30 protein-coding genes, 1 tRNA gene and 1 pseudogene are annotated in these 23307 nt (G+C 72.2%); 11 read left to right on the top strand and 21 right to left on the bottom strand.

Features of this window, described 5'->3' with window-relative positions; genetic code table 11:
* Nucleotides 1-198: 198 nt before the first annotated feature.
* The gene (locus tag VFO26_RS00200; RefSeq protein ID WP_325112844.1) at nucleotides 199-810 is read right to left on the bottom strand and encodes a molybdopterin-dependent oxidoreductase; all 612 of its coding nucleotides are present in this window, start codon (nucleotides 808-810) and stop codon (nucleotides 199-201) included.
* 19 nt (nucleotides 811-829) lie between these two features.
* Between VFO26_RS00200 and VFO26_RS00195 the strand changes: the two genes are divergently transcribed.
* The 4 genes from VFO26_RS00195 to VFO26_RS00180 all read left to right on the top strand — a co-directional run bounded on the left by VFO26_RS00195 (nucleotide 830) and on the right by VFO26_RS00180 (nucleotide 4015).
* Nucleotides 830-1693, top strand: coding sequence for a hypothetical protein (locus tag VFO26_RS00195; RefSeq protein ID WP_325112843.1), 864 nt, complete (start codon nucleotides 830-832; stop codon nucleotides 1691-1693).
* Nucleotides 1684-1756, top strand: a tRNA-Arg gene (locus VFO26_RS00190). Before VFO26_RS00195 ends, VFO26_RS00190 begins: the two co-directional genes overlap by 10 nt.
* A gap of 202 nt (nucleotides 1757-1958) precedes the next feature.
* Complete coding sequence (locus tag VFO26_RS00185; RefSeq protein WP_325112842.1) at nucleotides 1959-3068, top strand: sensor histidine kinase; 1110 nt, start codon at nucleotides 1959-1961, stop codon at nucleotides 3066-3068.
* Between the two features lie 11 nt (nucleotides 3069-3079).
* Nucleotides 3080-4015, top strand: coding sequence for an ornithine cyclodeaminase family protein (locus VFO26_RS00180; RefSeq protein WP_325112841.1), 936 nt, complete (start codon nucleotides 3080-3082; stop codon nucleotides 4013-4015).
* Between the two features lie 54 nt (nucleotides 4016-4069).
* Here VFO26_RS00180 and VFO26_RS00175 read toward each other — a convergent pair whose 3' ends face one another.
* The 8 genes from VFO26_RS00175 to VFO26_RS00140 form a co-directional block, all read right to left on the bottom strand.
* A complete protein-coding gene (locus VFO26_RS00175) occupies nucleotides 4070-4477 on the bottom strand; it encodes a DUF3830 family protein (protein ID WP_325112840.1) in 408 nt (135 codons plus the stop codon).
* Nucleotides 4478-4490: 13 nt separating this feature from the next.
* A complete protein-coding gene (locus tag VFO26_RS00170) occupies nucleotides 4491-5684 on the bottom strand; it encodes a urate hydroxylase PuuD (protein ID WP_325112839.1) in 1194 nt (397 codons plus the stop codon).
* Entirely contained in the window at nucleotides 5681-6178 is a 498-nt protein-coding gene (locus VFO26_RS00165; RefSeq protein WP_325112838.1) for a 2-oxo-4-hydroxy-4-carboxy-5-ureidoimidazoline decarboxylase, read from the bottom strand. The genes VFO26_RS00170 and VFO26_RS00165 overlap by 4 nt, the downstream gene beginning before the upstream one ends.
* Before the next feature lie 84 nt (nucleotides 6179-6262).
* The gene (locus VFO26_RS00160; RefSeq protein ID WP_325112837.1) at nucleotides 6263-6568 is read right to left on the bottom strand and encodes a hydroxyisourate hydrolase; all 306 of its coding nucleotides are present in this window, start codon (nucleotides 6566-6568) and stop codon (nucleotides 6263-6265) included.
* The gene (locus VFO26_RS00155) at nucleotides 6565-7908 is read right to left on the bottom strand and encodes an 8-oxoguanine deaminase (protein ID WP_325112836.1); all 1344 of its coding nucleotides are present in this window, start codon (nucleotides 7906-7908) and stop codon (nucleotides 6565-6567) included. Before VFO26_RS00155 ends, VFO26_RS00160 begins: the two co-directional genes overlap by 4 nt.
* Nucleotides 7909-7911: 3 nt before the next feature.
* Entirely contained in the window at nucleotides 7912-8961 is a 1050-nt protein-coding gene (locus tag VFO26_RS00150; protein WP_325112835.1) for a Zn-dependent hydrolase, read from the bottom strand.
* Between the two features lie 40 nt (nucleotides 8962-9001).
* A complete protein-coding gene (locus VFO26_RS00145) occupies nucleotides 9002-9256 on the bottom strand; it encodes a hypothetical protein (protein WP_325112834.1) in 255 nt (84 codons plus the stop codon).
* Between the two features lie 102 nt (nucleotides 9257-9358).
* Entirely contained in the window at nucleotides 9359-9814 is a 456-nt protein-coding gene (locus VFO26_RS00140) for a metal-dependent transcriptional regulator (protein WP_325112833.1), read from the bottom strand.
* A gap of 112 nt (nucleotides 9815-9926) precedes the next feature.
* Between VFO26_RS00140 and VFO26_RS00135 the strand changes: the two genes are divergently transcribed.
* On the top strand, nucleotides 9927-10751 hold the full coding sequence (locus VFO26_RS00135; protein ID WP_325112832.1) for a menaquinone biosynthesis family protein: 825 nt from the start codon (nucleotides 9927-9929) through the stop codon (nucleotides 10749-10751).
* Nucleotides 10752-10772: 21 nt separating this feature from the next.
* Here the strand turns inward: VFO26_RS00135 and VFO26_RS00130 are convergent, their stop codons facing one another.
* Entirely contained in the window at nucleotides 10773-11219 is a 447-nt protein-coding gene (locus VFO26_RS00130; protein WP_325112831.1) for a DMT family transporter, read from the bottom strand.
* Nucleotides 11220-11262: 43 nt separating this feature from the next.
* On the opposite strand from VFO26_RS00130, the gene VFO26_RS00125 reads away from it, so the two are divergent.
* The 5 genes from VFO26_RS00125 to VFO26_RS00105 are packed head-to-tail and all read left to right on the top strand — an operon-like array spanning nucleotide 11263 to nucleotide 14727.
* Complete coding sequence (locus VFO26_RS00125) at nucleotides 11263-11541, top strand: EthD domain-containing protein (RefSeq protein ID WP_325112830.1); 279 nt, start codon at nucleotides 11263-11265, stop codon at nucleotides 11539-11541.
* Nucleotides 11542-12360: an enoyl-CoA hydratase/isomerase family protein gene (locus VFO26_RS00120; protein ID WP_325112829.1), complete on the top strand. Its 819-nt coding sequence runs from the start codon at nucleotides 11542-11544 to the stop codon at nucleotides 12358-12360. It abuts the gene before it with no gap.
* A gap of 11 nt (nucleotides 12361-12371) precedes the next feature.
* Nucleotides 12372-13145 (top strand): enoyl-CoA hydratase-related protein, encoded by a 774-nt coding sequence (locus VFO26_RS00115; protein ID WP_325112828.1) that lies wholly within the window; start codon nucleotides 12372-12374, stop codon nucleotides 13143-13145.
* Between the two features lie 17 nt (nucleotides 13146-13162).
* The gene (locus VFO26_RS00110) at nucleotides 13163-13756 is read left to right on the top strand and encodes a DUF4389 domain-containing protein (RefSeq protein WP_325112827.1); all 594 of its coding nucleotides are present in this window, start codon (nucleotides 13163-13165) and stop codon (nucleotides 13754-13756) included.
* Nucleotides 13753-14727 (top strand): proline racemase family protein, encoded by a 975-nt coding sequence (locus VFO26_RS00105; RefSeq protein ID WP_325112826.1) that lies wholly within the window; start codon nucleotides 13753-13755, stop codon nucleotides 14725-14727. The genes VFO26_RS00110 and VFO26_RS00105 overlap by 4 nt, the downstream gene beginning before the upstream one ends.
* 1 nt (nucleotide 14728) lies before the next feature.
* On the opposite strand, the gene VFO26_RS00100 is transcribed toward VFO26_RS00105, so the two are convergent.
* The 11 genes and pseudogenes from VFO26_RS00100 to paaA form a co-directional block, all read right to left on the bottom strand.
* Nucleotides 14729-15445: an ABC transporter permease gene (locus VFO26_RS00100; RefSeq protein ID WP_325112825.1), complete on the bottom strand. Its 717-nt coding sequence runs from the start codon at nucleotides 15443-15445 to the stop codon at nucleotides 14729-14731.
* A complete protein-coding gene (locus VFO26_RS00095; protein ID WP_325112824.1) occupies nucleotides 15442-16380 on the bottom strand; it encodes an ABC transporter ATP-binding protein in 939 nt (312 codons plus the stop codon). Before VFO26_RS00095 ends, VFO26_RS00100 begins: the two co-directional genes overlap by 4 nt.
* Nucleotides 16377-17255 carry a hypothetical protein gene (locus tag VFO26_RS00090; protein WP_325112823.1) on the bottom strand — a complete coding sequence of 293 codons (879 nt, stop codon included), beginning with the start codon at nucleotides 17253-17255 and terminating at the stop codon, nucleotides 16377-16379. The genes VFO26_RS00095 and VFO26_RS00090 overlap by 4 nt, the downstream gene beginning before the upstream one ends.
* On the bottom strand, nucleotides 17252-18178 hold the full coding sequence (locus VFO26_RS00085; protein ID WP_325112822.1) for an ABC transporter ATP-binding protein: 927 nt from the start codon (nucleotides 18176-18178) through the stop codon (nucleotides 17252-17254). The genes VFO26_RS00090 and VFO26_RS00085 overlap by 4 nt, the downstream gene beginning before the upstream one ends.
* 52 nt (nucleotides 18179-18230) lie before the next feature.
* Nucleotides 18231-18398, bottom strand: a pseudogene (locus VFO26_RS00080) (Rdx family protein); the annotation flags it as partial.
* A 58-nt stretch (nucleotides 18399-18456) separates the two neighbouring features.
* Nucleotides 18457-20079, bottom strand: coding sequence for an acyl-CoA dehydrogenase family protein (locus VFO26_RS00075; RefSeq protein ID WP_325112821.1), 1623 nt, complete (start codon nucleotides 20077-20079; stop codon nucleotides 18457-18459).
* On the bottom strand, nucleotides 20079-20579 hold the full coding sequence (locus tag VFO26_RS00070) for a metallophosphoesterase family protein (protein ID WP_325112820.1): 501 nt from the start codon (nucleotides 20577-20579) through the stop codon (nucleotides 20079-20081). Before VFO26_RS00070 ends, VFO26_RS00075 begins: the two co-directional genes overlap by 1 nt.
* Before the next feature lie 9 nt (nucleotides 20580-20588).
* On the bottom strand, nucleotides 20589-21098 hold the full coding sequence (paaD, locus tag VFO26_RS00065; protein WP_325112819.1) for a 1,2-phenylacetyl-CoA epoxidase subunit PaaD: 510 nt from the start codon (nucleotides 21096-21098) through the stop codon (nucleotides 20589-20591).
* A complete protein-coding gene (paaC, locus tag VFO26_RS00060; RefSeq protein ID WP_325112818.1) occupies nucleotides 21095-21766 on the bottom strand; it encodes a 1,2-phenylacetyl-CoA epoxidase subunit PaaC in 672 nt (223 codons plus the stop codon). The genes paaD and paaC overlap by 4 nt, the downstream gene beginning before the upstream one ends.
* Nucleotides 21763-22050: a hypothetical protein gene (locus VFO26_RS00055; protein ID WP_325112817.1), complete on the bottom strand. Its 288-nt coding sequence runs from the start codon at nucleotides 22048-22050 to the stop codon at nucleotides 21763-21765. Before VFO26_RS00055 ends, paaC begins: the two co-directional genes overlap by 4 nt.
* Nucleotides 22047-22946: a 1,2-phenylacetyl-CoA epoxidase subunit PaaA gene (gene paaA / locus VFO26_RS00050; protein WP_325112816.1), complete on the bottom strand. Its 900-nt coding sequence runs from the start codon at nucleotides 22944-22946 to the stop codon at nucleotides 22047-22049. The genes VFO26_RS00055 and paaA overlap by 4 nt, the downstream gene beginning before the upstream one ends.
* 38 nt (nucleotides 22947-22984) lie before the next feature.
* Here paaA and VFO26_RS00045 point away from each other — a divergent pair.
* A partial coding sequence (locus VFO26_RS00045) for a TetR/AcrR family transcriptional regulator (protein WP_325112815.1) occupies nucleotides 22985-23307 on the top strand: 323 nt, incomplete at its 3' end.

Genomic DNA, 23307 nt, shown 5'->3' with positions numbered 1-23307 from the left:
CCACTCGGTGGATTCCCGCTCGCGAACGAGAAAAGGGAGACGGCCGCTTGGGGGAGCGGCCGCCTCGGTGATGCTGGGGAGGGTGGGTGCTATGTGCTTCGGCCTACCCGCCGACGCCCTCGCTCCCTCGTTCGAGGGATTCGAACGCGGCGGAAACCAGGCCCTCCCCGCGACCGGGGCCGACCACCAGCGGACGAACTAGAACGCGTAGCGCTGTTCCTTCCAGGGATCGGCGTCGTTGTGGTAGCCGTAGCGCTCCCAGAAGCCCGGGGCGTCGGTCGCGCGGAGCTCGATCGCGCGGAGCCACTTGGCGCTCTTCCAGAAGTACTTTCCCGGGATCACGAGCCTGAGCGGCCAGCCGTGCTCGGGTGCGAGCGGCTCGCCGTCGGCATGGGTCGCGAGGAGGGCGCCCTCGACCTCGAGGAACGACGCGGGCACGTTCGCGGTGAAGCCGGCCTCGGCGTGTGCGATCGCGTGGTGGGCGCTCGGGAGCGGGCCGACGAGCTCGCGGATCGCCGACCACGGGACGCCGGAGAACGAGGCGTCGAAGCGGCTCCAGCGGGTGACGCAGTGGATGTCCTGCGTGACGGTCGTCCTTGGCAGCGCGTCGAGCTCGGCCCAGGTCAGCGTGATCGGCGTCTCGACCTGGCCGTGCACGCGGAAGTCCCACCCCTCGAGATCGGCAGGGTAGGACGGGACGTCGCCGGCGTGCAGCACCGGCCATTTCTCGGTCAGGTACTGGCCCGGTGGGAGCCGGGCGGGGTCGTAGCCCGCCTCCTGCACCTTCCGCTCCGCCTTGCTCCTGAACACCTTGGCTACCCTCGTCTCGATGGCCGTCGCGACGTTACACGCTGCACCCCGGCCCCGCGCCTACGTTTCCGTGATCGGCCCGGACGCCGCCGCGTACCTGAACCGGATGGTGTCGAACGAGGTCGAGAGCCTCCCCGTGGGCGGCTCGTGCGAGGCGCTCCTCCTGACGCCGAAGGCGCGGATCATCGCCCCGCTCGTCGTCTGTCGCCGCGGCGAGGACGACTTCTTGCTGGTCACCGAGCCGGTGGCGGGCGAGCGTCTCGCGCGTGAGCTCGTCCGCGCGCGCTTCGCGGCGAAGTGCTCGATCGAGCCGGAGGAGCACCGCTCGCTGCTCGTCCTCGGCGCGGACGAGCACGTGTCGAGCCAGCACGAGCTCGCATTTCCGAATCGGGACTACGGTGTGCAGGCGGTCGAGGTGCTCGACGCCGATCCGCCGGAGGGCTCCGAGCCGATCTCCGACGACGAGCTGGAGCGGCTCCGGATCCTCGCCCGTACCCCGCGCCTCGGCGCCGAGCTCGACGACCGCGTGATGCCGGCGGAGGCGGGGCTCGAGGAGCGCGCGATCAGCTTCACGAAGGGCTGCTACCCCGGCCAGGAGCCGGTCGCGCGCCTGCACCATCGCGGCCACCCCAACCGCGGCCTTCGCGTGCTGGCGCTCTCCGGTGACGGGCTCCCCGCCTACGACGCGGAGCTGACGCTCGAGGGCAAGGTCGTCGGCCGGGTGACGAGCGCAGCACCCCGCCCTGCGGACGGGGTCGTCGCGCTCGCGTACGTGCGCCGCGAGGTGCCGCCCGAGGCCGACCTGCTGGTGGACGGCCGCGTCGCCCGGCAGCTGGGCGACTCGGGCGATCCCGCTACACTCACCGGCTCCCCGCGCCCGTAGCTCAGGGGATAGAGCGCTGCCCTGCGGAGGCAGAGGTCGCACGTTCGAATCGTGCCGGGCGCATGGGGCGGGGGAACCCATCGTTCCCCCGCCGACGCCCTCGTTCCTCCGTCGTGCACGGGTCTCTCGTGCCTGGCCTCCCGGCCGGCTGAGCCGGCCTCCGGCCTCGACAGAAAGCGCACGGCTGGCCGGGTCCGACCGGCCCCGGGCCGTCGAGCTCTCCTCGACGATCACCCCGCTTCCAGCGCGGTCGTATCCTGCGCGCGTGGACGCGCCGCCCCACGACTTCGAGCCGGAGCCCTGGGGCGAGGACGCCAAGCTCGTCGAGGTGCTCGGCGAGCGCGGCGCCCAGGGGTTTCGCGGGCTGCTCGAAGGGTTTCCCGAGGCCGTCGGCGTCCTGTGGGCCGTGCGCGACCCCGCCGGCAGGATCGTCGACTTCACGTTCGGGTACGGCAACCCCGCGATGCTGCGCGGCTTCCGGATCCCCGCGGCGACCCCGTCTCGCTACACGCTCCTCGAGGCGCTGCCCGCGATGCGGGGCAGCACGGCGTTCGATGCGTACGTCGAGGTGTGCGACACGGGTCGCCCGTTCGTCAACGAGGTGACGTACGACACCCCCTTCGGCGACGGCTACATGCTGGGCACGTTCCTTCACCGCGCGGCGAAGCTCGGCGACGGTGTGGTCGTGTTCCTCCACGACGTGAGCGAGGAGCGTCGGATGGAGGCCGAGCTGAAGGCGTACGCGAACGTCGTCGCACACGACCTCAGCGAGCCCCTCGCCGGCATCTCGGTGCTCGTGAGGGTGCTCGAGCAACGCCCCGAGGAGCCGCCTGCGGCCGAGGTGCTGCATGAGCTCCGTGCCAGCACGGCACGAGGGCGGGAGCTCATCGAGGGCGTGCTCGCGTACGCCCGCTCGGGCGAGCTGGCGCGAGAGCACGTCGCGCTGCAGGACGTGATGGCCGCGGTCGAAGCCGACCTGCGGGGCGCGTTCGAAGAGGCGCGTGCGACTCTCCTCGTGGGCGAGCTGCCGGAGGTGGACGGCGACCCGCGCCAGCTCCGGCGCGTGTTCCAGAACCTGGTCGGCAACGCGCTGAAGTTCCGGGGGCCGGAGCCGCCGCGGATCGAGGTCAGCGCAGCCGAGCGAGGCCGCGAATGGGCGATCACCGTGCGCGACAACGGGATCGGCGTCGACCGCGAGCACTCGAGCAGCATCTTCGGGATGTTCTCGCGCGGGAGGAGAGACGTCGACGGCAGCGGGATCGGTCTCGCCGTCTGCCGACGGGTCGTCGAGGCCCACGGCGGGCACATCTGGGTCGAGCCCGCCGAAGGCGGCGGAAGCGCGTTCCGCTTCACCCTGCCTCGCGGCGGGCTCTAGCATCGAGTCCCGTGCCGCTCTGGCTCTCCGAGGAGGACGTCGGCTCGCTGATCACGCCCGACGAGGCGGTGCCGGTGATCGAGGAGTCGTTCCTCCGGATGGCCGCAGGGCAGGTGGAGCTCATGCCGCGGAGACGGTTCGCCGTCGACGGCGGGGCCTTCGCGGTGATGGCCGCGGCCGACCGCGGGCTCGGGACTGCGGGCCTGAAGAGCTACCTCGCGGTCGAGGGCCGGGTCCAGTTCGTCGTCTGCCTCTTCGACCTCGCCGACGGCACGCTGACCGCGATGATCGCGGCGGACCGGCTGGGTCAGGCTCGGACCGGGGCGGCGAGCGGCGTCGCGGCCAAGCATCTCGCTCGCCCCGGCGCGGCCAGCCTCGGCCTGTTCGGGGCCGGCTGGCAGGCGGAGTCCCAGCTCGCAGCGATCCGGGCGGCGGCGCCGTCGATCGGGCGTGTCGTCGTCTCGAGCCGCAGGGCGGAGCGGGCGGCGGCGTTCGCCGAGCGGCATGGCGCCGAGGTCGCCGAGACCCCCGCCGACGCGGGGGCGTGCGACATCGTCGTCACGGCGACGAGCTCGAAGGACCCCGTTCTCAGAGGCGACTGGCTCCAGGAGGGGGCGCTCGTCTGCGCAATCGGCGCGAACGATCCGCGCAGGCGCGAGCTCGACTCGCAGGTGATCGTCCGGGCGACGCTCGTGTGCTGCGACTCGCTCGAGGGCGCGAAGCTCGAGTCGGGCGACCTGATCGAGCCCGTCGCCGCCGGACAGCTCGACTGGCTCGAGGTTTGCGAGCTGCACCAGATCGTGGCGGGCGAGCTCCCCGGGCGACAGGGCCACACGGATATCGTCGTGTTCAAGTCGAACGGGATCGCTCCGTGGGACGTCGCGATCGGCCACGAGGTCGTCCGTCGCGCTCGTGAGCGTGGTGTCGGCACGGAGGTACCGGTCTGAGGCCGGGTACCGGCGTTCGGCCTCACCCGGACACCCCTGGCTCGGGCGACGACGTCACTGTTCGCGGAAGACGATCTCCTGGGCGCCCTCCCACAGGAACTTCACGCCGAGCGGGCGGAGGTGCTCGTTCCCCTCGACGACCGTGGCGAAGTGGTTCCCGGCCAGCTGGCCGGCCTTCGAGGCGAAGTTGACGTACCCGTAGGCGAGCAGGATCTCGGTCTCGGACACACCGCCCGGGTAGAGGACGATCTCGCCGGGATGGGGATAGCACGTCGCGTTCTCCGGGCCGAGCCCGAGGTCGAGGTCGCCGAACGGGATCCAGCCCGCCTCGCCCGACCAGCGGACGTGGATGATCTTCGACTCGAGCGGGAGGAGCCGCCGGAAGGCGGCGACGGTGTCGGGGGCGTCCGCCTCCTCGAGGCGGGCGGTGAGCTCGAACCCGCCTGCGGTGATCCGAAGCATGCGGGGGCGGATCCTATCCGGCGGCCGCACCGGAGACGTACGCGGCGACGGCGTCGATCTGCTCGTCGGTCAGCCGTCCGTCGAAGGCCGGCATCGCGCCCTGTCCGTTCCGCACGCGGTCGGCGACGAGCGACGCCGACGGCTTCGCGGAATCGAGTGAAGGCCCGACCGTCCCGGTTGCTCCCGCGTCGGCGAGCGTGTGGCAGACGCCGCAGCCTGCTGACGCGAACACCCGCTGACCCTGTGCGACGGCGGCGGGCCCGCTGGGGGTCGCCACGGTCTCGTCCCCCCGCTCGACCAGCAGGGCGACCGCCACGAACGCGGCCGCGCCCGCCGCGGTCATCCACCAGTGTGTGCGGCCCGAGTGGCGAAGGTTGTAGAACAGCCGGGCCCAGGCGCCGATCGCCATCAGGCCGACCAGGACCAGCCAGGCGTGGTCGGCGCCGTACGCGAACGGGAAGTGCCCGGCAAGCATCGTGAGGAGCACGGGCAACGTGAGGTAGTTGTTGTGCACCGAGCGCTGCTTCGCCTGGATCCCCGGCCGCGGGTCGGGCTCGCGGCCGGCCTCCTTCGCGCGAATCAGCTCCCAGTGGGCGGGGATGATGTCGAAGAGGACGTTGGCCGCCATCACTGTTCCGATCATCCCCCCCACCTGGAGCCACGCCGCCCGGGGGCTGAAGAGCTCCGCCGAGCCCCAGGCGGACAGCGCGACGAGCACGAACAGCGCCGTCCAGAGGACGCGGGCGTCGGAGACGAAACGGTTGAGGAGGTCGTAGACGATCCACGCGGCGGCGAGCAGAGCGACCGAGATCGCGACCGCGAGCCAGGGCTCGAGGTCGTCTCCGGGCTTCACGAGCGCGCTCGACGCCTCGAGGTAGTAGAGGACGAGCATCAGCGCGAAGCCGGAGAGCCACGTCGTGTACGCCTCCCACTTGAACCAGGCGACGTGCTCGGGGAGCACGCGGGGGGCGACGACGTACTTCTGCACCTGGTAGAAGCCGCCGCCGTGCACCTCCCAGAGCTCGCCGCCGACACCGGCCTCGGCATCTGCCGCGTCCCTCGGCGGCCGGAGCGACTGGTCGAGCAGCACGAAGTAGAACGACGTCCCGATCCAGGCCATCGCCGCGATCACGTGCAGCCACCGCAGACCGAGATCGAGCCAGTCCGACAGCGCGTCGGAGAGCGCCAGAGGCAGCGTGGAGCTCACCCGTGCACCCAGCGGTCCACCGCGATGTCCACGAGCTCGCCGAGAGCCGTCTCGAGCTCCTGCTCGGTCGGGTTGTCGATGCGGGAACGCAGCACCTCGAGGATCTCGGTCTTCGGCCGACGGTTCACGAACACGACGAAGCGGAAGCCGTGCCGCTCCTCGTAGGCGGCGTTGAGGCGAGCGAGCTGCTCGAGGACGGCCGCAGTCGCGTCCCCTACCTGCTCCGATGCAGAGCGGGCGGAGAGCCCGGCGCGTTGGCCGATCGCAGGATGGGCGTCGAGAACCTCCCGCTTCTCGTCCACCGGGAGCTCGTGGACGAGGGTGCGCGCGCGGCGCAGGGGATCCGGCTCGGCCGCGAGCCTCTCCACGAACCGGGTCCGCCCCTCGAAGAGCTCCGCGAGCTCGCCGACGGTCAGCTCCCGCGGTAGCTCCCTCCTGGGGGAACCCCTGGTTCCTCCCCCACGAGCCCCCTCCTCCGGGTTGCGGCTAGTCACGCGGGGCTGGCCTCCCGGCCGGCGAAGCCGGCCCCCGGCCGCACTGCGTCGGGCACCGACCTCGAAACGGCACGACCAGCGAGATCAACTGCCGCGATAGGTCGCGCATCCGTAGGGGGAGACGAGGAGCGGGACGTGGTAGTGGCCCTCGGTGAGCTCGAGCTGCAGCTCGACCCGGGTGAAGAACGGCGAGGGCGGATGGAACACGAGCTGGTACGTGCCACCCGCCAGGTCCTGCGCGAGGGCGCCGATGCGCCCGTCGCCGTCGGTGACGCCGGAGGCCAGGCACCGCTGGAAGCCGTCGCCCGAGACGAAGAGCTCCACGGTGACGCCCTCGGCGGGGCGGCCGGCCGCCGTGTCGAGCACGTGCGTGGAGAGCGAGCAGCTCACGCCGCGAATCTTCGCGCCTCGGCCCGATGGGCGCGGGCGATCGCCGTCTCGTCGGCCCGGGTGAGAGCGCCCCCGCGCACCACGTCCTCGCCGCCGACCACGAGCCGGTCGACCCGGTGCGGGCCGGAAAGGACGAGCCCGGCGACGAGGTCGTCCGCGCCTCCGAGCTCCAGGCCGTCGGTCCGCCAGATCGCGAGGTCGGCCTGCCTGCCCGGCTCGAGCGAGCCGATGTCGTCCCGGCGCAGCACCGCCGCGCCGCCGCGTGTCGCGAGCCGCAACGCCTCCCGCGCGGTCATCGCCTTGCTGCCGCCCCGTCCGCGTGCGACGAGAAGCGCCTGCTTCACCTCGGCGAAGAGGTCGCCGCGCTCGTTCGACGCCGAGCCGTCGACCCCGAGCCCGACGCGCACCCCGGCGTCCACGAGCTGCCGAGCGGGCGCCACGCCTGCACCGAGCCTGAGGTTCGAGGTCGGGCAGTGGGCGACACCGGTTCCCGTCTCGGCGAACCGGGCCACCTCGCCCTCGGAGAGGTGGACACAGTGAGCGCACCACACGTCGCCGTCCAGCCAGCCGAGCCGGTCGAGGTACTCGACCGGCGTGCAGCCGTAGAGCTGGCGGCAGTAGGACTCCTCCTCGACGGTCTCGGCGAGATGCGTGTGCAGGGTGAGCCCCAGGCGCCGCGCGAGCGCGGCGGACTCCTCCATCAGGCGTCCGGTGACCGAGAAGGGTGAGCACGGCGCGACCGCGATCTGGATGCGCGCTCCGGCACCTGCCTCGTGGAGGGCCGCGTGCAGCCGTTCGGTCTCCGCGAGGACGGCGTCGATCTCCTCCACGAGCTCGTCGGGCGGGAGCCCGCCGTCCGTGACGCCGAGGTCCATCGACCCCCGCGAGGCGACGAGGCGCAGGCCGAGCTCCCGGGCGGCCTGGACCTCGGCCTCGATGATCCCGTCCCGGCCGCGCGGGAAGACGTAGTGGTGGTCGAAGACCGTCGAGCATCCCGAGAGCGCCAGCTCGGCCAGCCCGGTGCGCGCGGCGGCGTACTCCGCCTCCGCGTCGATGCCGGCCCAGACCGGGTAGAGCTCCCGGAGCCATGTGAAGAGGTCGGCCTGCTGGGCACGGGCGCGCGTGAGCGTCTGGTACAGGTGGTGATGCGTGTTCACCAGGCCCGGCGTGACGACGGCGCCGTGAAGGTCGACGCGCTCGTCCCCCTGGTACCGCCGCGGCTCCTCACCGCCGCCGACGGCGACGATCTCGGTCCCGTCGACGAGCACCCATCCGCGCTCGTGCTCCGTGTCGGCGTCGTCCATCGTCGCCACGCAGCCGTTGGCGAAGAGCCGTCGCATGCCTCAGGCCGACGCCAGGCGGTCGAGGGCATCGGTGAGCACGTCGACGGCGACGGCGACGTCCTCCTCGGCGGCCGACTCGTCCGGATGGTGGCTGACACCGCCGCTGCCGGCGCGGACGAAGAGCATTCCCGCCTCGACGCCCGCCGCGGCGAGGATGCCCGCGTCGTGGCCGGCCCCGCTCGCCAGCTCGACGACCGGCAGGCCGCGCGCCTCGACCGCGGCGCGCAGCGTGCCCCGCACGGTATCGCTCATCGCCACCGGCTCCGTGCGGCCCTCGTCGTCGAGGCCGAGCTCGCCCAGCAGCCGCGTCAGCCGCTCGGCGTCCGGCGCGCGCGCGTCCACGACGAGACGCACGCGGCCGGGAACGACGTTGACGCCGCCCGGCTCGATCTCCAGGTAGCCGACCGTCGCCACGGCGCCGTCGATCGCGGTGGCGGCGTCGCGGATGCGCAGGATCTCCGCCGCCGCCGCGACCAGGGCGTCCGCGCGGCCTTCCATCGGCGTCGTGCCGGCGTGGCCGGCGCGGCCCTCGAGCACGCGGTCGCCGCGCTTGTAGCCGACGATGCCGGTGACGACGCCGAGCGGCGCGCCGGCCTGCGCGAGGCGCGGGCCCTGCTCGTGGTGGAGCTCGACGAACGCCCCTGGCAGCCCTCCGGCCCCGGAGCGGGCGCGGCTCCCGACGCAGCCGCGCTCCTCCTCGCGGAACGCCACCACGGCGAGCGTTCGCCGGCGGCGACCGAGCCGTTCGAGCGCCTCGATGCCGGCGAGGACGCCGAGCGCGCCGTCGTAGCGGCCGCCCTGGGGAACCGAGTCGAGGTGCGAGCCCGTCCAGACCTCGGGCAGCTCGGGCTCGTCGCCGGGCACCCGGCCGAGCAGATTGCGGTGGGCGTCGACCTCGACCTCGACGTCGGCCTCACGCAGCCAGTCGGCGACGAGCGCGTGCGCCGCGTCCTCCTCCGGCGAGTAACCGATGCGGTTCGCGCCCGGTCCGCCTCCGATCTCGTAGAGTGCGTCGAGCCGTTCGAGCAGCCGCGCCACGGACCGAGCCATGTGCTTTGCTCGACGTCCTCGAGCGTGCCGCCCCGAGAGCCTACGACCCGCCGGGTGCCGCTATGGAAGCCTTCGCGGCCTCGGCCATGTCGCCGCCGACAGCCTGGATGATCTCCGGGCGGTCGAGCAGGCGCGCGCGCTGCTGCGGGCTCTGCAGGCGGTTGACGACGTAGCGGTCCTCGAGGATCTCGGCGAGCGGCCGGCCGCGGTCGTGCTCGCGGATCACATACTGCGCGACCCGTTCCTCGCCGGTCGAGCGTTGGAACAGGAACGAGAAGAGGTCCTTGAGGGCCATCGGCGGGATCCTATCCGGTCGGAGAGCGGGCGACGGCCCACCGGCCCGGCGGCGGCCATGTCACCTCGGACGAAGGCCGGCGCGCCGCGCGAGGCCTCGCGGTCAGTCCTCGTCGGGGAGAGACCCGTCGGGCCACTCGAGGTTCGCGTCCGGGATCGGGTCGCCGTGAGGGTCGTGCGTCGGGAAGCCGAGCGCCTCGTCGATCCGCGCCTCGAGCTCCTCGGAAAGCGCGTGCTCGAGCCTGTCGGCCTCGTGGTGCACCTCGTCGACCGCGATCCCGAGCGTCTCCGCGAGGTACAGCTCCAGCAGCCGGTGATGCCGGATCACCTCGACCGCGACCTGCTCGCCCTCGGGCGTCAGCGAGACCCCGCGGTAGGGGGCGTGCTCGACGAGCTGGAGCGCGGCGAGCTTCTTCACCATCGCGCTCGCGGAGGCGGGCGAGACACCCATCTCGCGGGCCAGCGCGTTGGTCGAGACCCGCTCGCCCGAGGCTCCGAGCTTGTAGATCTCGCGGAGATAGTGCTGGATCGCGTCGCTGAGCGGCGTCGCCCGGGCCATCGCGGGCGAGTGTAGAAGGTCGTCGCGCGGCCCGATCCTCGCCCGCCCTCGGGCCGGCACGCGGGCGGTTCCCCGCCGTCCCTCGAGCCGCCGCTGCTAGCGTCGGCGCCCGGTGGACGTCCGAGTCGGCCACAGCCCGGACCCAGACGACGCGTTCATGTACTGGGCCCTCACGACAGATCTCGTCGCCACGCGGGGATTCCGGTTCGAGCAGGTGCTCGCCGACATCCAGACGCTGAACCACTGGGCCCGGGCGGCGCGCCTCGAGGTGACCGCCATCTCGCTCGCCGCGTACCCATTCGTGCAGGAGGACTACGCGCTGCTGCCGCATGGCGCGTCGATCGGGTCGGGCTACGGGCCCGTCGTCGTCGCTCGGGGCCAGACCGAGGTCGACGCCCTCGGCGGCCTCGAGATCGTCGTGCCCGGGGCGATGACGACGGCGTTCCTCACGCTGCGGCTCGTCCTCGGCGACTTCGCCTACCGGGAGCTTCCCTTCGAGCAGATCCCGGACGAGGTGGCGAGCGGGCGGGCGGAAGCCGGGCTCCTGATCCACGAGGGGCAGCTCACGTTCTCCGAGCACGGCCTCGTGAAGGTGCTCGACCTGGGCGAATGGTGGCTGCTCGAGACGGGCCTCCCGCTCCCGCTCGGCGTCAACGTCGCACGTCGCGACATCGATCGACTCGGCGACCTGTCGGCGGTGCTGCGGGACGCCATCTCCTGTGGGCTCGACCACCGGGCGGAGGCGCTCGAGTACGCCCTCCAGTTCGGGCGGGGCATCGATGCCGCGGTCGCCGACCGGTTCGTGTCGATGTACGTGAACGAGCTCACGCAGGACTACGGAGACGAGGGCCGCTCGGCGGTCTCCGAGCTCCTGCGACGCGGCGAGGCGATCGGCGCGTTCCCGGCGCCGGTCGCGGTCGACTGGGTCGCGTCGTAGCAGGACGCGCCTCCGTGCGTGTCACCGCCGGAGCGTGAGGGCAGCACCCGCGGCGAGCAGCACGATGCCGAGCACGCGCGACCAATCGAGCGCGACGCGGTCGAACCCGAACCAGCCGTAGCGGTCGATCAGGGTCGCGGCGACGAGCTGCCCGGCGATCAGCAGACCGACGACAGCGGTCGTCCCGATCTTCGGGCCTGCAATCGTGATCGAGAGCACGATGAACGCGCCGAGCGCTCCGCCGGTCAGCATCCACCACGGCTGGGAGAGCGTCTCTCCGAGGCCTCCCACGCCCTGCCTCGCCACGACCAGGACCGGCAGGACGAGCAGGCCCGTGACGATCGCCGCGACCATCACCGCCTCGAGCGACCCGATCCGCTCGCCGAGCTTCCCCATCACGGCCACCTGCACCGCTCCGAAGAGGCCGGCGGTGACCGCGAGCATGGCGGCGAGGCCGGTCGAGTCCATCGCCTGACGCTATACGCTCTGCTCCCGAGTCGAAGGAGCCATCGTGATCCGAGTATTTGTCGTGTACGAGGCGGAGCCCGACCCCGGGCGGTACGAGCAGCACGCCGCCCTCTGCCGGCAGGTGCCGGGCGGGACGTTCCGCCACGGGAAGGTGTTCGGCGTCCCGATGGGGGAGCCGAGCTTCCACTACTACGCCGAGTGGGAGTTCGCCGACATGGAGGCCTTCAAGGCGGCCGCCCGCACGCCCGAGTTCATGGAGACCGGGAAGGACGCGGTGGCGATGGGGGTGCCCTTCGAGGTGCACTTCGCCGAGGTCGAGTAGGTGCCGGAGCCGGCACACCCGAGCCCCGTCGACCCGGCGGAGCTCGGCTTCGAGGCGATCGTCTACGACAAGGTGCCCCCGCGGGCGACGATCACGCTGAACCGGCCGGACGTGCTCAACGCGTTCGACTTCCGGATGCTGCGCGAGATCGCGCGCGCCTGCGAGGACGCGTCCTGGGACGACGAGATCCGGGTCGTCGTCGTCACCGGCGAGGGGCGCGCCTTCTGCGTCGGGGCCGACCTTCGCTCGTGGGACGACACGCTCGTCGGGCGGCCCCAGGAGTACTGGAAGTGGTTCGGCGCGTTCAAGGACATGCACGACCGGCTGCGCGAGCTGGGCAAGCCGACGATCGCTCGGATCAACGGGATCGCGGTCGGCGGCGGCAACGAGCTGCAGATGGCGTGCGACCTGGCGGTGATCGTCGAGGACGCGTTCATCCGCCACGTCGGCCTCGAGCACGGCTCGGTGCCCGCGGGCGGCGCGACGCAGTGGCTGCAGCTGATGGTCGGCGACCGCCGCGCCCGCGAGATCGTGTTCCTCTGCGACGAGATCCCGGCCCGGCAGGCGGCCGAGTGGGGGCTCGTCAACCGCGCCGTCCCCGCGGACGAGCTGGACCCGGTCGTGGACGGGTGGGTCGAGAGCCTCGTCCGCAAGCTGCCGCAGACGACCCGCTACGCGAAGCAGCAGCTCAACGTCTGGCGCGACCTTGCGTGGCACCAGACAATCGGCCATGCGCGCGACTGGCTCTCGATGTCGATGCTCGGCGAGGAGGCCCAGGGAGCGATCCAGGCGTTCCTCGACTCGCGGCGCGAGCGATAGGCTGCCCGCCGATGGCCGACGAGGTGCTCACGAGCCGCGACGGAGCGGTGCTGACGATCACGTTCAACCGGCCCGAGGTCTACAACGCCTTCAACCGCGCGCTGCACGAAGCCCTCCACGAGGCCCTCGCCGAGGCGGAGGACACCTCCGTGCGCTGCGTCGTCGTCACCGGGGCGGGCAAGGGCTTCTGCGCCGGGCAGGACCTGAAGGAGTTCGGCGCCGTCTCCGAGTCGATCAGCGAGGCGCTCGAGACGACCTACCACCCGAACGTGCGCCTCGTCCGCTCGCTCGCCAAGCCGGTGCTCGCGGCCGTGAACGGGCCTGCGGCCGGCGCGGGGCTCTCGTTCGCGTGCGCATGCGACCTGCGGGTCGCGGCGGAGTCCGCCACCTTCGTGCCGGGGTTCATCGGGATCGGGCTCGTCCCCGACGCGGGCGGCACGTGGTTCGTGCACCGCCTGCTCGGGTTCGCGAGGGCGCTCGAGTGGATGAGCTCGAACCGCCGGCTGTCGGCGGCCGAGGCGCTCGAGTGGGGGCTCGTCTCCGAAGTCGTCCCGGACGACGCCTTCGGGGCCAGGGTCTCCGAGCTCGCCGCCGAGTGGGCCGACCGGCCGACGCTTGCGATCGGTCGCACGAAGCGGCTGTTCGAGCATGCGTACGCGGCCTCGCTCGACGAGCAGCTGGCGCTCGAGGCGCGGCTGCAGCAGGAGTCCGTGGGGACGCAGGACTTCTCGGAAGGGGTCACTGCGTTCCTGGAGAAACGGGCACCGAGGTTCACCGGCACCTGAGCGAGAGGGAGGCCACCGTGTCCGAGACACTCCAGGCCGTCGACGTCCCCGAGCCTCATCCGATCCGGATGGTCGTCACCGACGACCTGGTACGGAGCCGCCTGACGGTCTTCTTCCGGCTCCTCCTGGCGATCCCGCACTTCATCTGGGTCACGCTGTGGAGCTTCGCGGTCGCCCTGGCCGCCCTCGCCGCCTGGGTCATCGGCCTGGTCACCGGGCGCGTGCCCGTCGGGCTCCACTCGTTCATCGCCGCCTACACGCGCTACTACACCCATCTCGACGCGTACCTCTGGATCGCGGCCGACCCGTACCCCGGCTTCACCGGAGAGCCCGGCTACCCGGTCGACGTCGAGATCGCCCCCGCGACGCCCCAGAGCCGCCTGACGATCTTCTTCCGCCTCCTGCTCGCGATCCCGGCCGCGATCGTGATGAGCGTGCTCCAGAACGTCGCCTGGATCGTCGCGATCCTCGCCTGGTTCTACGCGCTCGTCACCGGCCGGATGAGCAAGGGGATGCGCGACCTCCAGGTGTACTGCCTGCGCTACCAGGCGCAGACGCTCGGCTACCTCATGCTCCTCACGCAGCGGTACCCGAGCTTCTCGGACGAGTGACCCGGACGAGGGTCTCGGTCGTCGACTACCACACGGGCGGCGAGCCGTTCCGGATCGTGACCGGCGGCGTGCCGCCGCTCGAGGGCGAGACCGTCCTCGACCGCCGCCGCTTCGCGCGCGAGCACCTCGACCGGTTCCGCCGCCTCCTCGTCTTCGAGCCGCGCGGCCACGCGGACATGTACGGCTGCCACGTCGTCCCGCCGAACGACGACGGAGCCGAGCTCGGCGTCGTCTTCTTCCACAACGAGGGGTACTCGACGGCGTGCGGCCACGGGACGATCGCGCTCGTCACCTGGGCACTCGAGGAGGGCGTCGTCGAGGCGCGCGAGGGCGAGATCCGGCTCGTCGTGGACGTGCCGTCGGGGCGGCTCGAGACATGGGCGACCGTGGCGGCCGGCCGCGTGCGGGCCGTGCGCTTCCGGAACGTCCCTGCGTTCGTGTGGGCGGAGGGCGTCGAGGCGGCCGGTCGTGTCGTGGACGTCGCGTTCGGCGGCGCGTTCTACGCGTCGCTGGAGGAGCGGGTCGAGCCTGCGGAGCTTCCGCGTCTGATCGCGCTCGGACGGGAGCTCAAGGCGGCGCTCGAGGCATCCCACGAGGTCGTCCACCCGGTCGAGGCCGAGCTCCGCGACGTCTACGGCGTGATCTTCTGGCAGGCGGAGGGCTCCGAGCCGCTCACCCAGCGGAACGTGACCGTGTTCGCCGACGGCGAGGTCGACCGCTCGCCCTGCGGCTCCGGCACGTCGGCCCGGCTGGCGCTGCTCGACCGGCGGGGCCTGCTGCCGCGCGGGGCCGAGCTCCGCCACCTCTCGATCGTCGGCTCCGAGTTCACGGGCCGGGTCGTCGGCGAGACGGAGGTCGCCGGCAGGCCGGCGGTGATCACCGAGGTGGAGGGCTCCGCCTACCGGACCGGCCGCGCGGAGCTCGAGCTCGATCCCGACGACCCGCTCGGCGAGGGATTCCTGCTCCGCTGATTCAAGGCACGTCCATGCGGACGAGCTTCCGCACGGTGAGCGCGGTGAAGGCACCGACGACGAGGGCGGCCGCGAGGATCGCCGCCCCCGACGAGAGCGGGTCGTCGATGCGCGCCAGCCGCGCCTCGTCGAGCCCGTGGATCAGCCCGAGCGTGTAGCGGCGGATGCTCAGGAAGCGGACGCCGTCGAGGTAGGCGGCGAGCGTCGCCTCCCACACGAACACGTACACCAGGCCGAGGAGGAGCGCGTGCCTCGACGCGAGGCCGGCCCAGGTGAAGATCGCGGCGTACGCGGCCGCGCCCACCAGCAGCCCGAGCCCGGTCGCGAGCGCCCCGCGGAGCCCGCCGCCGTCGACGAGCGCGACCGCGACGAACCCGCTCGCGGCGACCGGGACGCCGCCCACGAAGAAGGCGGCGGCCAGCTTGGGGAGGACGATCCGCCAGCGCGCGAGCGGCTTCAGGGCCAGGTACCCGAGCGTCCGGTCGACGAGCTCGTTCCCGAAGGCGGAGGTGGCGAAGAGCAACATCACGAGCGGGAGGATCCCCGAGGCGATGAGCGTCGTCGTCACGTTGTCGGCGAACCGCGCGTTCGTCGTGGTCGTCTCCCCGACGTGGAAGAGGACGGCGGCGAGGACCGGAAGAGCGACGAGCGCGAGCACGAGCCAGACGCGTCGGCTTCCGGCCAGCTGGCGCGCGGTGAGGACGAAGATCGCCGTCATCTCCCGGTACCCGTCGCCAGGTACTCGAACACGCTCTCGAGCGAATCGTCGAGCGGCTCGACGCGCGACAGCCTGATGTCGAGCTCGCGCGCGATCGCGGGAAGGGAGCGCTGGAGCGACGAGACATCGCGGCTGCGGACACGCAGGGCGCCGTCGTCGGCGACCTCGACCGACTCGACGGCATCGACACGGAGGAGCCCGGCTGCGAGAGCGCGTGCGTTCGCGCAGTCGATCCTCACGACGAACGGCCGGTCGTTGAGCTTCAGTCGGATCGCCCGGTAGTCGCCGCTGGCCGCGAGCTTGCCGCTCACCATGAGGTGGATCCGGTCGGCGAGCTGGTCGACCTCCTCGAGGATGTGCGAGGAGACGAGCACCGTCCTCCCCTCTCCCGCGAGGCGGCGGATCACGTCGCGGAGGTGGAGCCGTTGCGCAGGGTCGGTCCCGGAGAGCGGCTCGTCGAGCACGAGGAGCGGCGGGTCGTGCACGAGCGTCGCCGCGAGCCGCATCCGCTGACGCATCCCGCGCGAGTACCCGCGCAGCCGGCGGTCCTGGTCCTTGACGAGATCGACGGTCTCGATCGCTCGGCCCACTGCGGCGTCCAGGTCGTCAACCCCCTGGAGGCGGGCGCCGAGCTCCACGAACTGGCGGCCGGTGAGGAAGTCGTAGACCGCCTCGTGCTCGGGCATGTAGCCGATCCGGCGGTACAGCCCCGGGTTCCGACGGATCGGCTCGCCGAACACGGTCACCGTCCCCTCGGACGGCAGCGTCAGACCGCCGATCGTGCGCAGGAGCGTGGTCTTCCCGGCTCCGTTCGGCCCCAGGAGCGCCGTCACGCCGGGCTCGACGACCAGCGAGACGTCGCTGACCGCCACCACGCCTCCGAACCATTTCGAGACCCCCTCGACCTCGATCGTGGGCGCCGGCTCCCCGTTCACCCGCGCACCAGCCGGTTCGTGCGCCGAACGAGCCAGGCGGCGAGGACGAGGACGAGAAGGACGAGCCAGACCAGCGTGACCGCGCCCGAGACCGGCCGGTCGACCTCTTCCCCGAAGATCCAGTCGTTGGCGTCGACGAGGGACTGGGGGATGCTCACGAGCGAGACGACGTCGGCGACGGTGCCCGAGAAGTCCTCCTCTGCGATGCCGCCCACCGCGGAGCCGATGAAGAGCACCGCGAGCATCGCGACCGAGGCGTAGGCGCGACGCGTCGCGAACGAGGCGACGAGGAGCGCGAGTGTCGTCAGCGCCATCGCGATGACCGCCCCGGCGAGGAGGAACCGGGGCACGACCTCCCAGTTGTCCGCCAGGAAGGTTCCGGGCTCCCGCGCGTCGAGCACGTTCCAGGCGAAGAGGATCGCCTGGGGGAGCCACACGGCGGCGAGCGAGACCGTCAGGAACGCCGCCCAGCGCGCCCCGACGTAGTCGAGCGGGGTGATCGGCCGCGCCGCATAGAGCGCGAGCACGCCGTCGCGCCGATCGGGGCAGATGAGGAGCGGCGCGACGACCGCGGCGAAGAGCGCGAGCGGCACCATCGCCCACTCGTAGTACTCGGAGTAGGACGGAAGCTCGAAGTCCTCCGGGTCGGTCGCGGGGCCGACGAATGCGGAGACGACGACGAGGACGACCACCGGGACGAGCGCCAGGCCGAGGAGCAGCCAGGGAGCGATCTTCGCGCCGGTGCCGCGCCCGAGCCCGAGTGAGATCCGGACCCCGTCCCGCCAGATCGCGCGGCGACGGGCCCAGCGGTCGGTCCGCTCTCCCTCGTAGCCCTGGTAGCCGAGATCGAAGACCTCTGCAGGCCGGGACGTCACGCCTGCTCCTCGCCCTCGCCCGCCTCGCCCGAATCGCTCGCGAAGACGTCCGCGAGGGAGTGTCGTGCCGGCGCCAGCCGGTAGAGCAGCGCCCCCGAGTCGACGATGACGTCGCGGAGCAGGTCGTACTCCTCGCCGGACACCCGCTCGAGCGTCAGACGGCTCCCGTCGAGCCGTGGCTCGAGCCCTCGTCGCCGAAGCCCGTCGGCCACCGCCGAGGCGCCTTCGACGAACTCGACCTCCAGCGTCTCGGTCTCCTCGGTGAAGCCGGACACGGCGCCCGTCCGCAGGAGCCGTCCCGCGTCGAGCACGACGACGGAGTCGCAGACGCGCTCGACGTCTCCCATGAGGTGCGTCGAGATCACGATGCTGATCCCGAACTCGCCGCCGACGCGCCGGACGAGGTCGAGCATCTCGCGCCGGCCGAGCGGATCGAGGCCGGCGGTCGGCTCGTCGAGGAACGCGATCACCGGATCGTGAACGAGCGCCTGCGCGAGCTTCACGCGCTGCTTCATCCCCGTCGAGTACGTGCCCATCTGCCGGTACCGCTCCTCGAACAGGCCCACGTGGCGCAGGACGTCCGACGCCCGCAGCCTCGCCGAGGTCGGCGGCAGGCCGCTGATCTGGGCCATGTAGGAGAGGAACTCGGCGGCCGAGACGCCGCGTGGGAGGCAGTCGTGCTCGGGGGCGTAGCCGACGCGTGTGCGGTACTCGGGAGAGGCGCGCGGATCGTGGCCGAGCACCTCGGCCGAGCCGCTGTCCGGGTCGAGGAGGCCGAGGAACAGCTTCAGGGACGTGCTCTTGCCTGCGCCGTTCGACCCCAGCAGCCCCGTGATGCCCTCGTCGATCTCGTAGCTGACCGCGTCGAGCGCCCGTACGGCACCGAACGTCTTCGTGAGCTCGCGTGCCCTGAGGAGCGCCATGCGAGGTGCAGCGTAGTCGGGTGGGACGACCCGGCTCGAGCTTCGGGCGCCGCTACCCCAGCAGGGCGACGACCTCGTCGTCCTCGGGAAAACGGCCCTCGCGTTGCTTCGAGAACACGAGCGTCCCGTCGCCGACGACGTCGTACTGGCTCTTCTCGCCCTCGATCGCTGAGGCCTCGTGCCCCGCGGCGTTCAGCACGGCCGCGAGACTCGCGGCCCGGCGGTCGTAGCCGTTTCAGACCGGGCAGTAGAAGATCTCGACGCGCACGCCCGGGACGCTACCCGACCCGCGGGCGGTGCCGCTCCACGATCGCGGCCGCGCCGACGCCGCGGGGGAGCGTGCCGTAGGCGCGCCCGCCCTCGTCCCCCAGCCGGGCGGCGCAGAAGGCATCGGAGACCTCCGAGGGTGCATGGCGCACGAGCAGCGAGCCCTGCAGGCAGAGCGCCATCCCCTCGACGAGCCGTCGTGCCACGGGCTCGGCGCCCTCCGAGCCCGGGAGCTCCCGGTCGAGCCGCGCGAGAGCGGCGTCGAGGTGTCGGTTGTCCCCACGGGCGAGCGCGAGCTCGGCACGGAACGCCTCCAGGCTCTCCGGCTCGCGCTCGATCGCGCGGAGAACGTCGAGGCAGTTGACGTTGCCCGAGCCCTCCCAGATCGAGTTGAGCGGGCTCTCACGGAAGAGCCGCGGCAGCACCGACTCCTCGACGTACCCGTTCCCGCCCAGGCATTCGAGCGCCTCGGCGACGAGCGGCGGCGTGGCCTTGCACACCCAGTACTTGGCCACGGCGGTCGCGAGCCGCCGGAGGGCGTGGTCGTCCTCGTCGAAGGCGCGGGCGAGCCGCAGCGCGGTGGCGGTCGCGGCCTCCGAGTCGAGGCAGAGGTCGGCGAGCACGTTCTGCATCAGCGGCTGCTCGGAGAGCCGCCGGCCGAAGGCGTCACGGTGGGCGGTGTGGTGGGTCGCCTCCGCCACGGCACGGCGCACGATCGCCGCCGAGCCGAGCACGCAGTCGAGCCGCGTGTGGACGACCATCTCGATGATCGTCGCCACGCCGCGGCCCTCGTCGCCGACGCGGTACGCGAACGCGTCCTCCAGGCGGATCTCCGCGGAGGCGTTCGACCGGTTGCCGAGCTTGTCCTTGAGGCGCTCGATCCGGAAGCCGTTGCGCGTGCCGTCGTCGAGCACACGCGGCAGCAGGAAGCACGTGAGCCCGTCAGGTGCCTGCGCGAGGACGAGGAAGGCGTCGCTCATCGGCGCCGAGCAGAACCACTTGTGGCCGGTCAGCCGGTAGCCGTCGCCATGGAGCTCGGCGCGCGTCTCGTTGGCGCGCACGTCCGAGCCCCCCTGCCGCTCGGTCATCGCCATCCCGCACAGCGCGCCGCGCTTGTCGGACGCCGGCCGGAGGCCCGGGTCGTACTCCGTCGAGGTGAGGAGCGGCTCCCACTCGGCCGCGAGCTCCTGTGCCCCCGCGCGGAGAGCGGGGACGGCGGCGGAGGTCATCGAGAGCGGGCAGCCGACGCCTGCCTCGGCGTAGGAGAGCGTCATGAAGAGCGCGGCACGAACGACGTGGCAGCCATCGTCCGCCTCTCGCCACGGCAGCGCGTGCAGCCCGTGCTCGACGCCGAGCTCGAGCAGCGCGTGCCAGGCGGGGTGGAACTCCACCTCGTCGATCCGCTCCCCGAACCGGTCGTGCGTCCGGAGCACCGGCGGGTGCTCGTTCGCGAGCCGTCCGAGCTCGAGTGGCTCGCCGCCGCAGAGCCGCCCGAACGCCGCGCAACGCGCCTCGGCAGCGGCGGCCCCCTCGCGGCGCAGCGCCTCGACGAGCGGGCGGTCTTCGGAGAAGAGGTCGTATCCCTCGAGCGGCGGCGGCTGGTTCGCTGCTCGGAGGTGCAGGCCCGTCGCCATCAGCGCGAGTATGGCGCGGTCCCGGGGTCTTCGCCGAGCGTGACGAGGCGGGCGCTGACCGAGCCGGCGTCGAGGTCGGCAAGGGCGACGCTGACGGGGTTGGAGAATCGGCGGCGCCCGGCGCTTCCCGGGTTGACGGCCACGAGGTCGCCGACGAGATCGATCACCGGCCGGTGCGAGTGGCCGAAGACGACGAGATCGGCCTCGGGATGAGCGGCCGCGACCCGCTCGGGCGTGGGCGAGCCGAGCTGGTCGCCGTGCACGACGACCACGCGTGCGCCGCCGAGAGTCACCCTGGCCACCTCCGGCAGTACGGCGCGCAGCTCGGGCGGATCCACGTTGCCCCAGACCGCGGTGACCGGCGCGATCGCGCTCAAGCCCTCGAGGACCTCCGGCGAGCCGACGTCCCCGGCGTGGACGATGTGGTCGACGGCCTCGAACGCGGCGGCGACCTCGGGTCGGAGCAGGCCGTGGGTGTCGGCGATCAGCCCGACACGCACGACTAGCCTCTAGATCGTCTTGAACTGCTCGAACGGCTGTCGGCAGGCGTTGCAGTAGCGGAGCGAGCGGCACGGCGTGGGGCCGAAGACGTTCTCGAGCCTCGTGTCCGACGAGCCGCACCAGGGACAGCGGAACGGGCCGCGCTCGAGCTGAACCAGCGTCGGCTCGCCGGCGCTGCGCGGTGCGGGGGGCGCGAAGCCGGCGGCGCCAAGCTTCTGTCGGCCCTCGGGCGTGATCCTGTCGGTGGACCACGAGTCGTCGTGCAGGACGTGGACGTCGGGCTCGGCGCCGAGTGCGCGGATCGCGTCCTCCATCTGGGACCGCATCGCCTCGAGCGCCGGGCAGCCCATGAACGTCGGCGTGAAGTCGACGTGCACCCGCTGCCCGTCCACACGAACGTCCTTCACGACGCCGAGGTCGACGATCGAGATGACGGGGATCTCCGGGTCCGGGATCGCCTCCAGGGCGCGCCAGACCGCGTCAGGCTCGAGTGACAGCGTGTTGCTCGAGCCGCTCACCAGCGCGCGCCCGCGGGTGCCGAGCGGCGCACCATCGTCATCTCGTCGAGCAGCTCTGCGAGCTCCGCCTCGTGGCGGCCGCGCGGTACCGGCTCGGCGGTGGGGACGTCCCGCCCGAGCTTCGCCTCCATGCGACGCACGAGCTCCGGGCGCAGCTCCTCGTCGAGCATGCCGAGCGCGTAGGGCCACAGCTCGTCGAGCGCCTCGTCGAGCCGCGTACGTCCGTCCTCCGAGCCGAGCAACCGGTCGATCCACATCTCGGCGTGGATGCGGTGGTAGACCTCCTCGCGGTCGATCTTGGCCGCGATCCCGGCGAGCTCCTCGTCGTCGGAGGCCTTCAGCGCCGCGAGCCGGATCGCGTCTGCGGTCTCGTAGAGCCAGTGCCGCGCGATCGTCCGCGCCCATTCGAGCCGGCGCAGCTCGACGAGCGGTGCCGACCGGTACTCCTCGGGCGGACGGTCGAACGCGAGCGCGTCGGCGTCCGTGCCGAGCTCGCGCGCCGCGAGCTCGTACAGCGCCCGCGCGTGACCGATCTCGTTCTGGGCGATCGACGAGAAGGCGACGTCCTCCTCGAGGAAGGGCGCGATCCCGGTCCACTCGGAGTTTCGCCACCCCAGGATCAGCTCGTCGTCGGCCAGCGTGAGCACGAGGTCGATCCGATCGCTCATGGTTGTCGACCCTCCGCGGCTGCACGTGCCTCCTTCAGTCGCTCCTTGATCGAGTACCCGTCCACCCGCCGATACTTGAGGTCGAACTCGTCGACGAACTCCTCGATCTCGCTCACGGCGTCGCGCGGCACGAGCCAGAGCGCGTCCGACTCGCCGCGGCGGCCGTACTGCTCGCGGGCGTAGATCTCGGCGAAGCGCCCGTCCGGTGCGACGAGAGAGCCCGCGTGCTGCATCGCAGCTCCCGCGCGCTCGCGCCGGAACACCTCGAAGACCTGTGCGCTCACGCCGCCTCTGCGAGCACCGCGCGCGAGACCCAGTCGACCTCCGCACGGGAGAGCCGCCGGAAGGCGAGCCGCTCGGCCGACGCCGGCCCGTTCCCCGAGACGACGGCCATCAGCTTGTCCCAGTCGGGCTCGGTGTACTCCCACACGCCGTCGTCGGTCCGGCGGAGCCTCGGGTCGGGCAGGGTCAGGCCGAGCTCCCACACCTGCGGGACGTAGCCCTCGAGGAACTGCTGTCGCGCGTCCTCGTTCGCCTGGCTCTTGATCCGCCAGTGCACCATCGGGTCCTCGTCGGCGGGGATCGGGTTGCCGTGGAACATCATCAGCGGCTCCCACCAGCGGTCGAGCGCCTCCTGGACGAGCTCCCGCTGGCCGTCGGTGCCGGTCACGAGCGTCAGGATCACGTCGCGGCCGTGGAGGATGTGGAAGGACTCCTCCCAGCAGATCTTCCGCATGATCCGCGCGTACGGCGCGTAGGAGCACTTGAGAAGCGCCTTCTGGGAGATGATCGCGGCCGCGTCGACCAGCCACGCGATCACGCCGACGTCGCCCCAGGTCCGCGTCGGGTAGTGGAACACGTTGTGGAACTTCGAGCGCCCGGCGATCAGGTCCTCGAGGCAGGCGTCGCGCGGCTTTCCGAGATCCTCCACGACGCGATAGAGGAGCTGCGCGTGCCCGACCTCGTCCTGGATCTTCGCGGTCAGCGCCAGCTTGCGCTGGAGCGTGGGCGCGCGGAGGATCCAGTCCCGCTCCGGAAGGACGCCCATCAGCTCCGAGTTCGCGTGCATCTCGACGAACTTCTGGAGGCGCGCCCGGTACTCGTCCGGCATCCAGTCGCCCGTCTCGACGAGCCCGCCGGACTGGACGTGCTCCAGGAACTCCGCGGTGCGGCCGTCCACGCCTTCGATGCTACCGAACGATCGGTAGCATCGTCCACATGGCGACACGACGGGAGGAGCTCGTCGACGCCGCCGCGCGGCTCTTCGCCGAACGTGGCTATCACGGCACGTCCATGGCCGATCTCGCCGAGGCGATGGGCGTCCAGAAGGGGTCGCTCTACTCGCTGACGGACTCGAAGCAGGAGCTGCTCGTCGCCGTGGCGCGCGACGGAGCGACGGCGTTCCACGCGGCGCTCGACCGGGTGCCGGACGATGCGCCGCCGCTCGAGCGGATCCACGCGGCGCTCCGTGGTCACCTCGCCACGGTCGCGGCGCAGGTCGACGCGGCCACGGTGTTCACCCGCGAATGGCGGTTCCTCGA

Origin of the sequence: Gaiella sp. (genome assembly GCF_035710885.1) — a bacterium.
Lineage (GTDB): Bacteria > Actinomycetota > Thermoleophilia > Gaiellales > Gaiellaceae > Gaiella.
Note: the sequence above shows the minus strand (reverse complement) of the source record. Positions and strands in the feature narration are given on the sequence as shown.

What these genes read in the sequence shown, in the direction of transcription:
- VFO26_RS00195 (WP_325112843.1), top strand. Translation starts at nt 830, where the DNA reads ATGGCCGTCGCGACGTTACACGCTGCACCCCGGCCCCGCGCCTACGTT.
- VFO26_RS00175 (WP_325112840.1), bottom strand. Translation starts at nt 4,477, where the DNA reads ATGCTTCGGATCACCGCAGGCGGGTTCGAGCTCACCGCCCGCCTCGAG.
- VFO26_RS00155 (WP_325112836.1), bottom strand. Translation starts at nt 7,908, where the DNA reads ATGCGACGGCTCTTCGCCAACGGCTGCGTGGCGACGATGGACGACGCC.
- VFO26_RS00150 (WP_325112835.1), bottom strand. Translation starts at nt 8,961, where the DNA reads ATGGCTCGGTCCGTGGCGCGGCTGCTCGAACGGCTCGACGCACTCTAC.
- VFO26_RS00145 (WP_325112834.1), bottom strand. Translation starts at nt 9,256, where the DNA reads ATGGCCCTCAAGGACCTCTTCTCGTTCCTGTTCCAACGCTCGACCGGC.
- VFO26_RS00140 (WP_325112833.1), bottom strand. Translation starts at nt 9,814, where the DNA reads ATGGCCCGGGCGACGCCGCTCAGCGACGCGATCCAGCACTATCTCCGC.
- VFO26_RS00130 (WP_325112831.1), bottom strand. Translation starts at nt 11,219, where the DNA reads ATGGACTCGACCGGCCTCGCCGCCATGCTCGCGGTCACCGCCGGCCTC.
- VFO26_RS00115 (WP_325112828.1), top strand. Translation starts at nt 12,372, where the DNA reads ATGGCCGACGAGGTGCTCACGAGCCGCGACGGAGCGGTGCTGACGATC.
- VFO26_RS00100 (WP_325112825.1), bottom strand. Translation starts at nt 15,445, where the DNA reads ATGACGGCGATCTTCGTCCTCACCGCGCGCCAGCTGGCCGGAAGCCGA.
- VFO26_RS00085 (WP_325112822.1), bottom strand. Translation starts at nt 18,178, where the DNA reads ATGGCGCTCCTCAGGGCACGCGAGCTCACGAAGACGTTCGGTGCCGTA.
- VFO26_RS00075 (WP_325112821.1), bottom strand. Translation starts at nt 20,079, where the DNA reads ATGGCGACGGGCCTGCACCTCCGAGCAGCGAACCAGCCGCCGCCGCTC.
- paaC (WP_325112818.1), bottom strand. Translation starts at nt 21,766, where the DNA reads ATGAGCGATCGGATCGACCTCGTGCTCACGCTGGCCGACGACGAGCTG.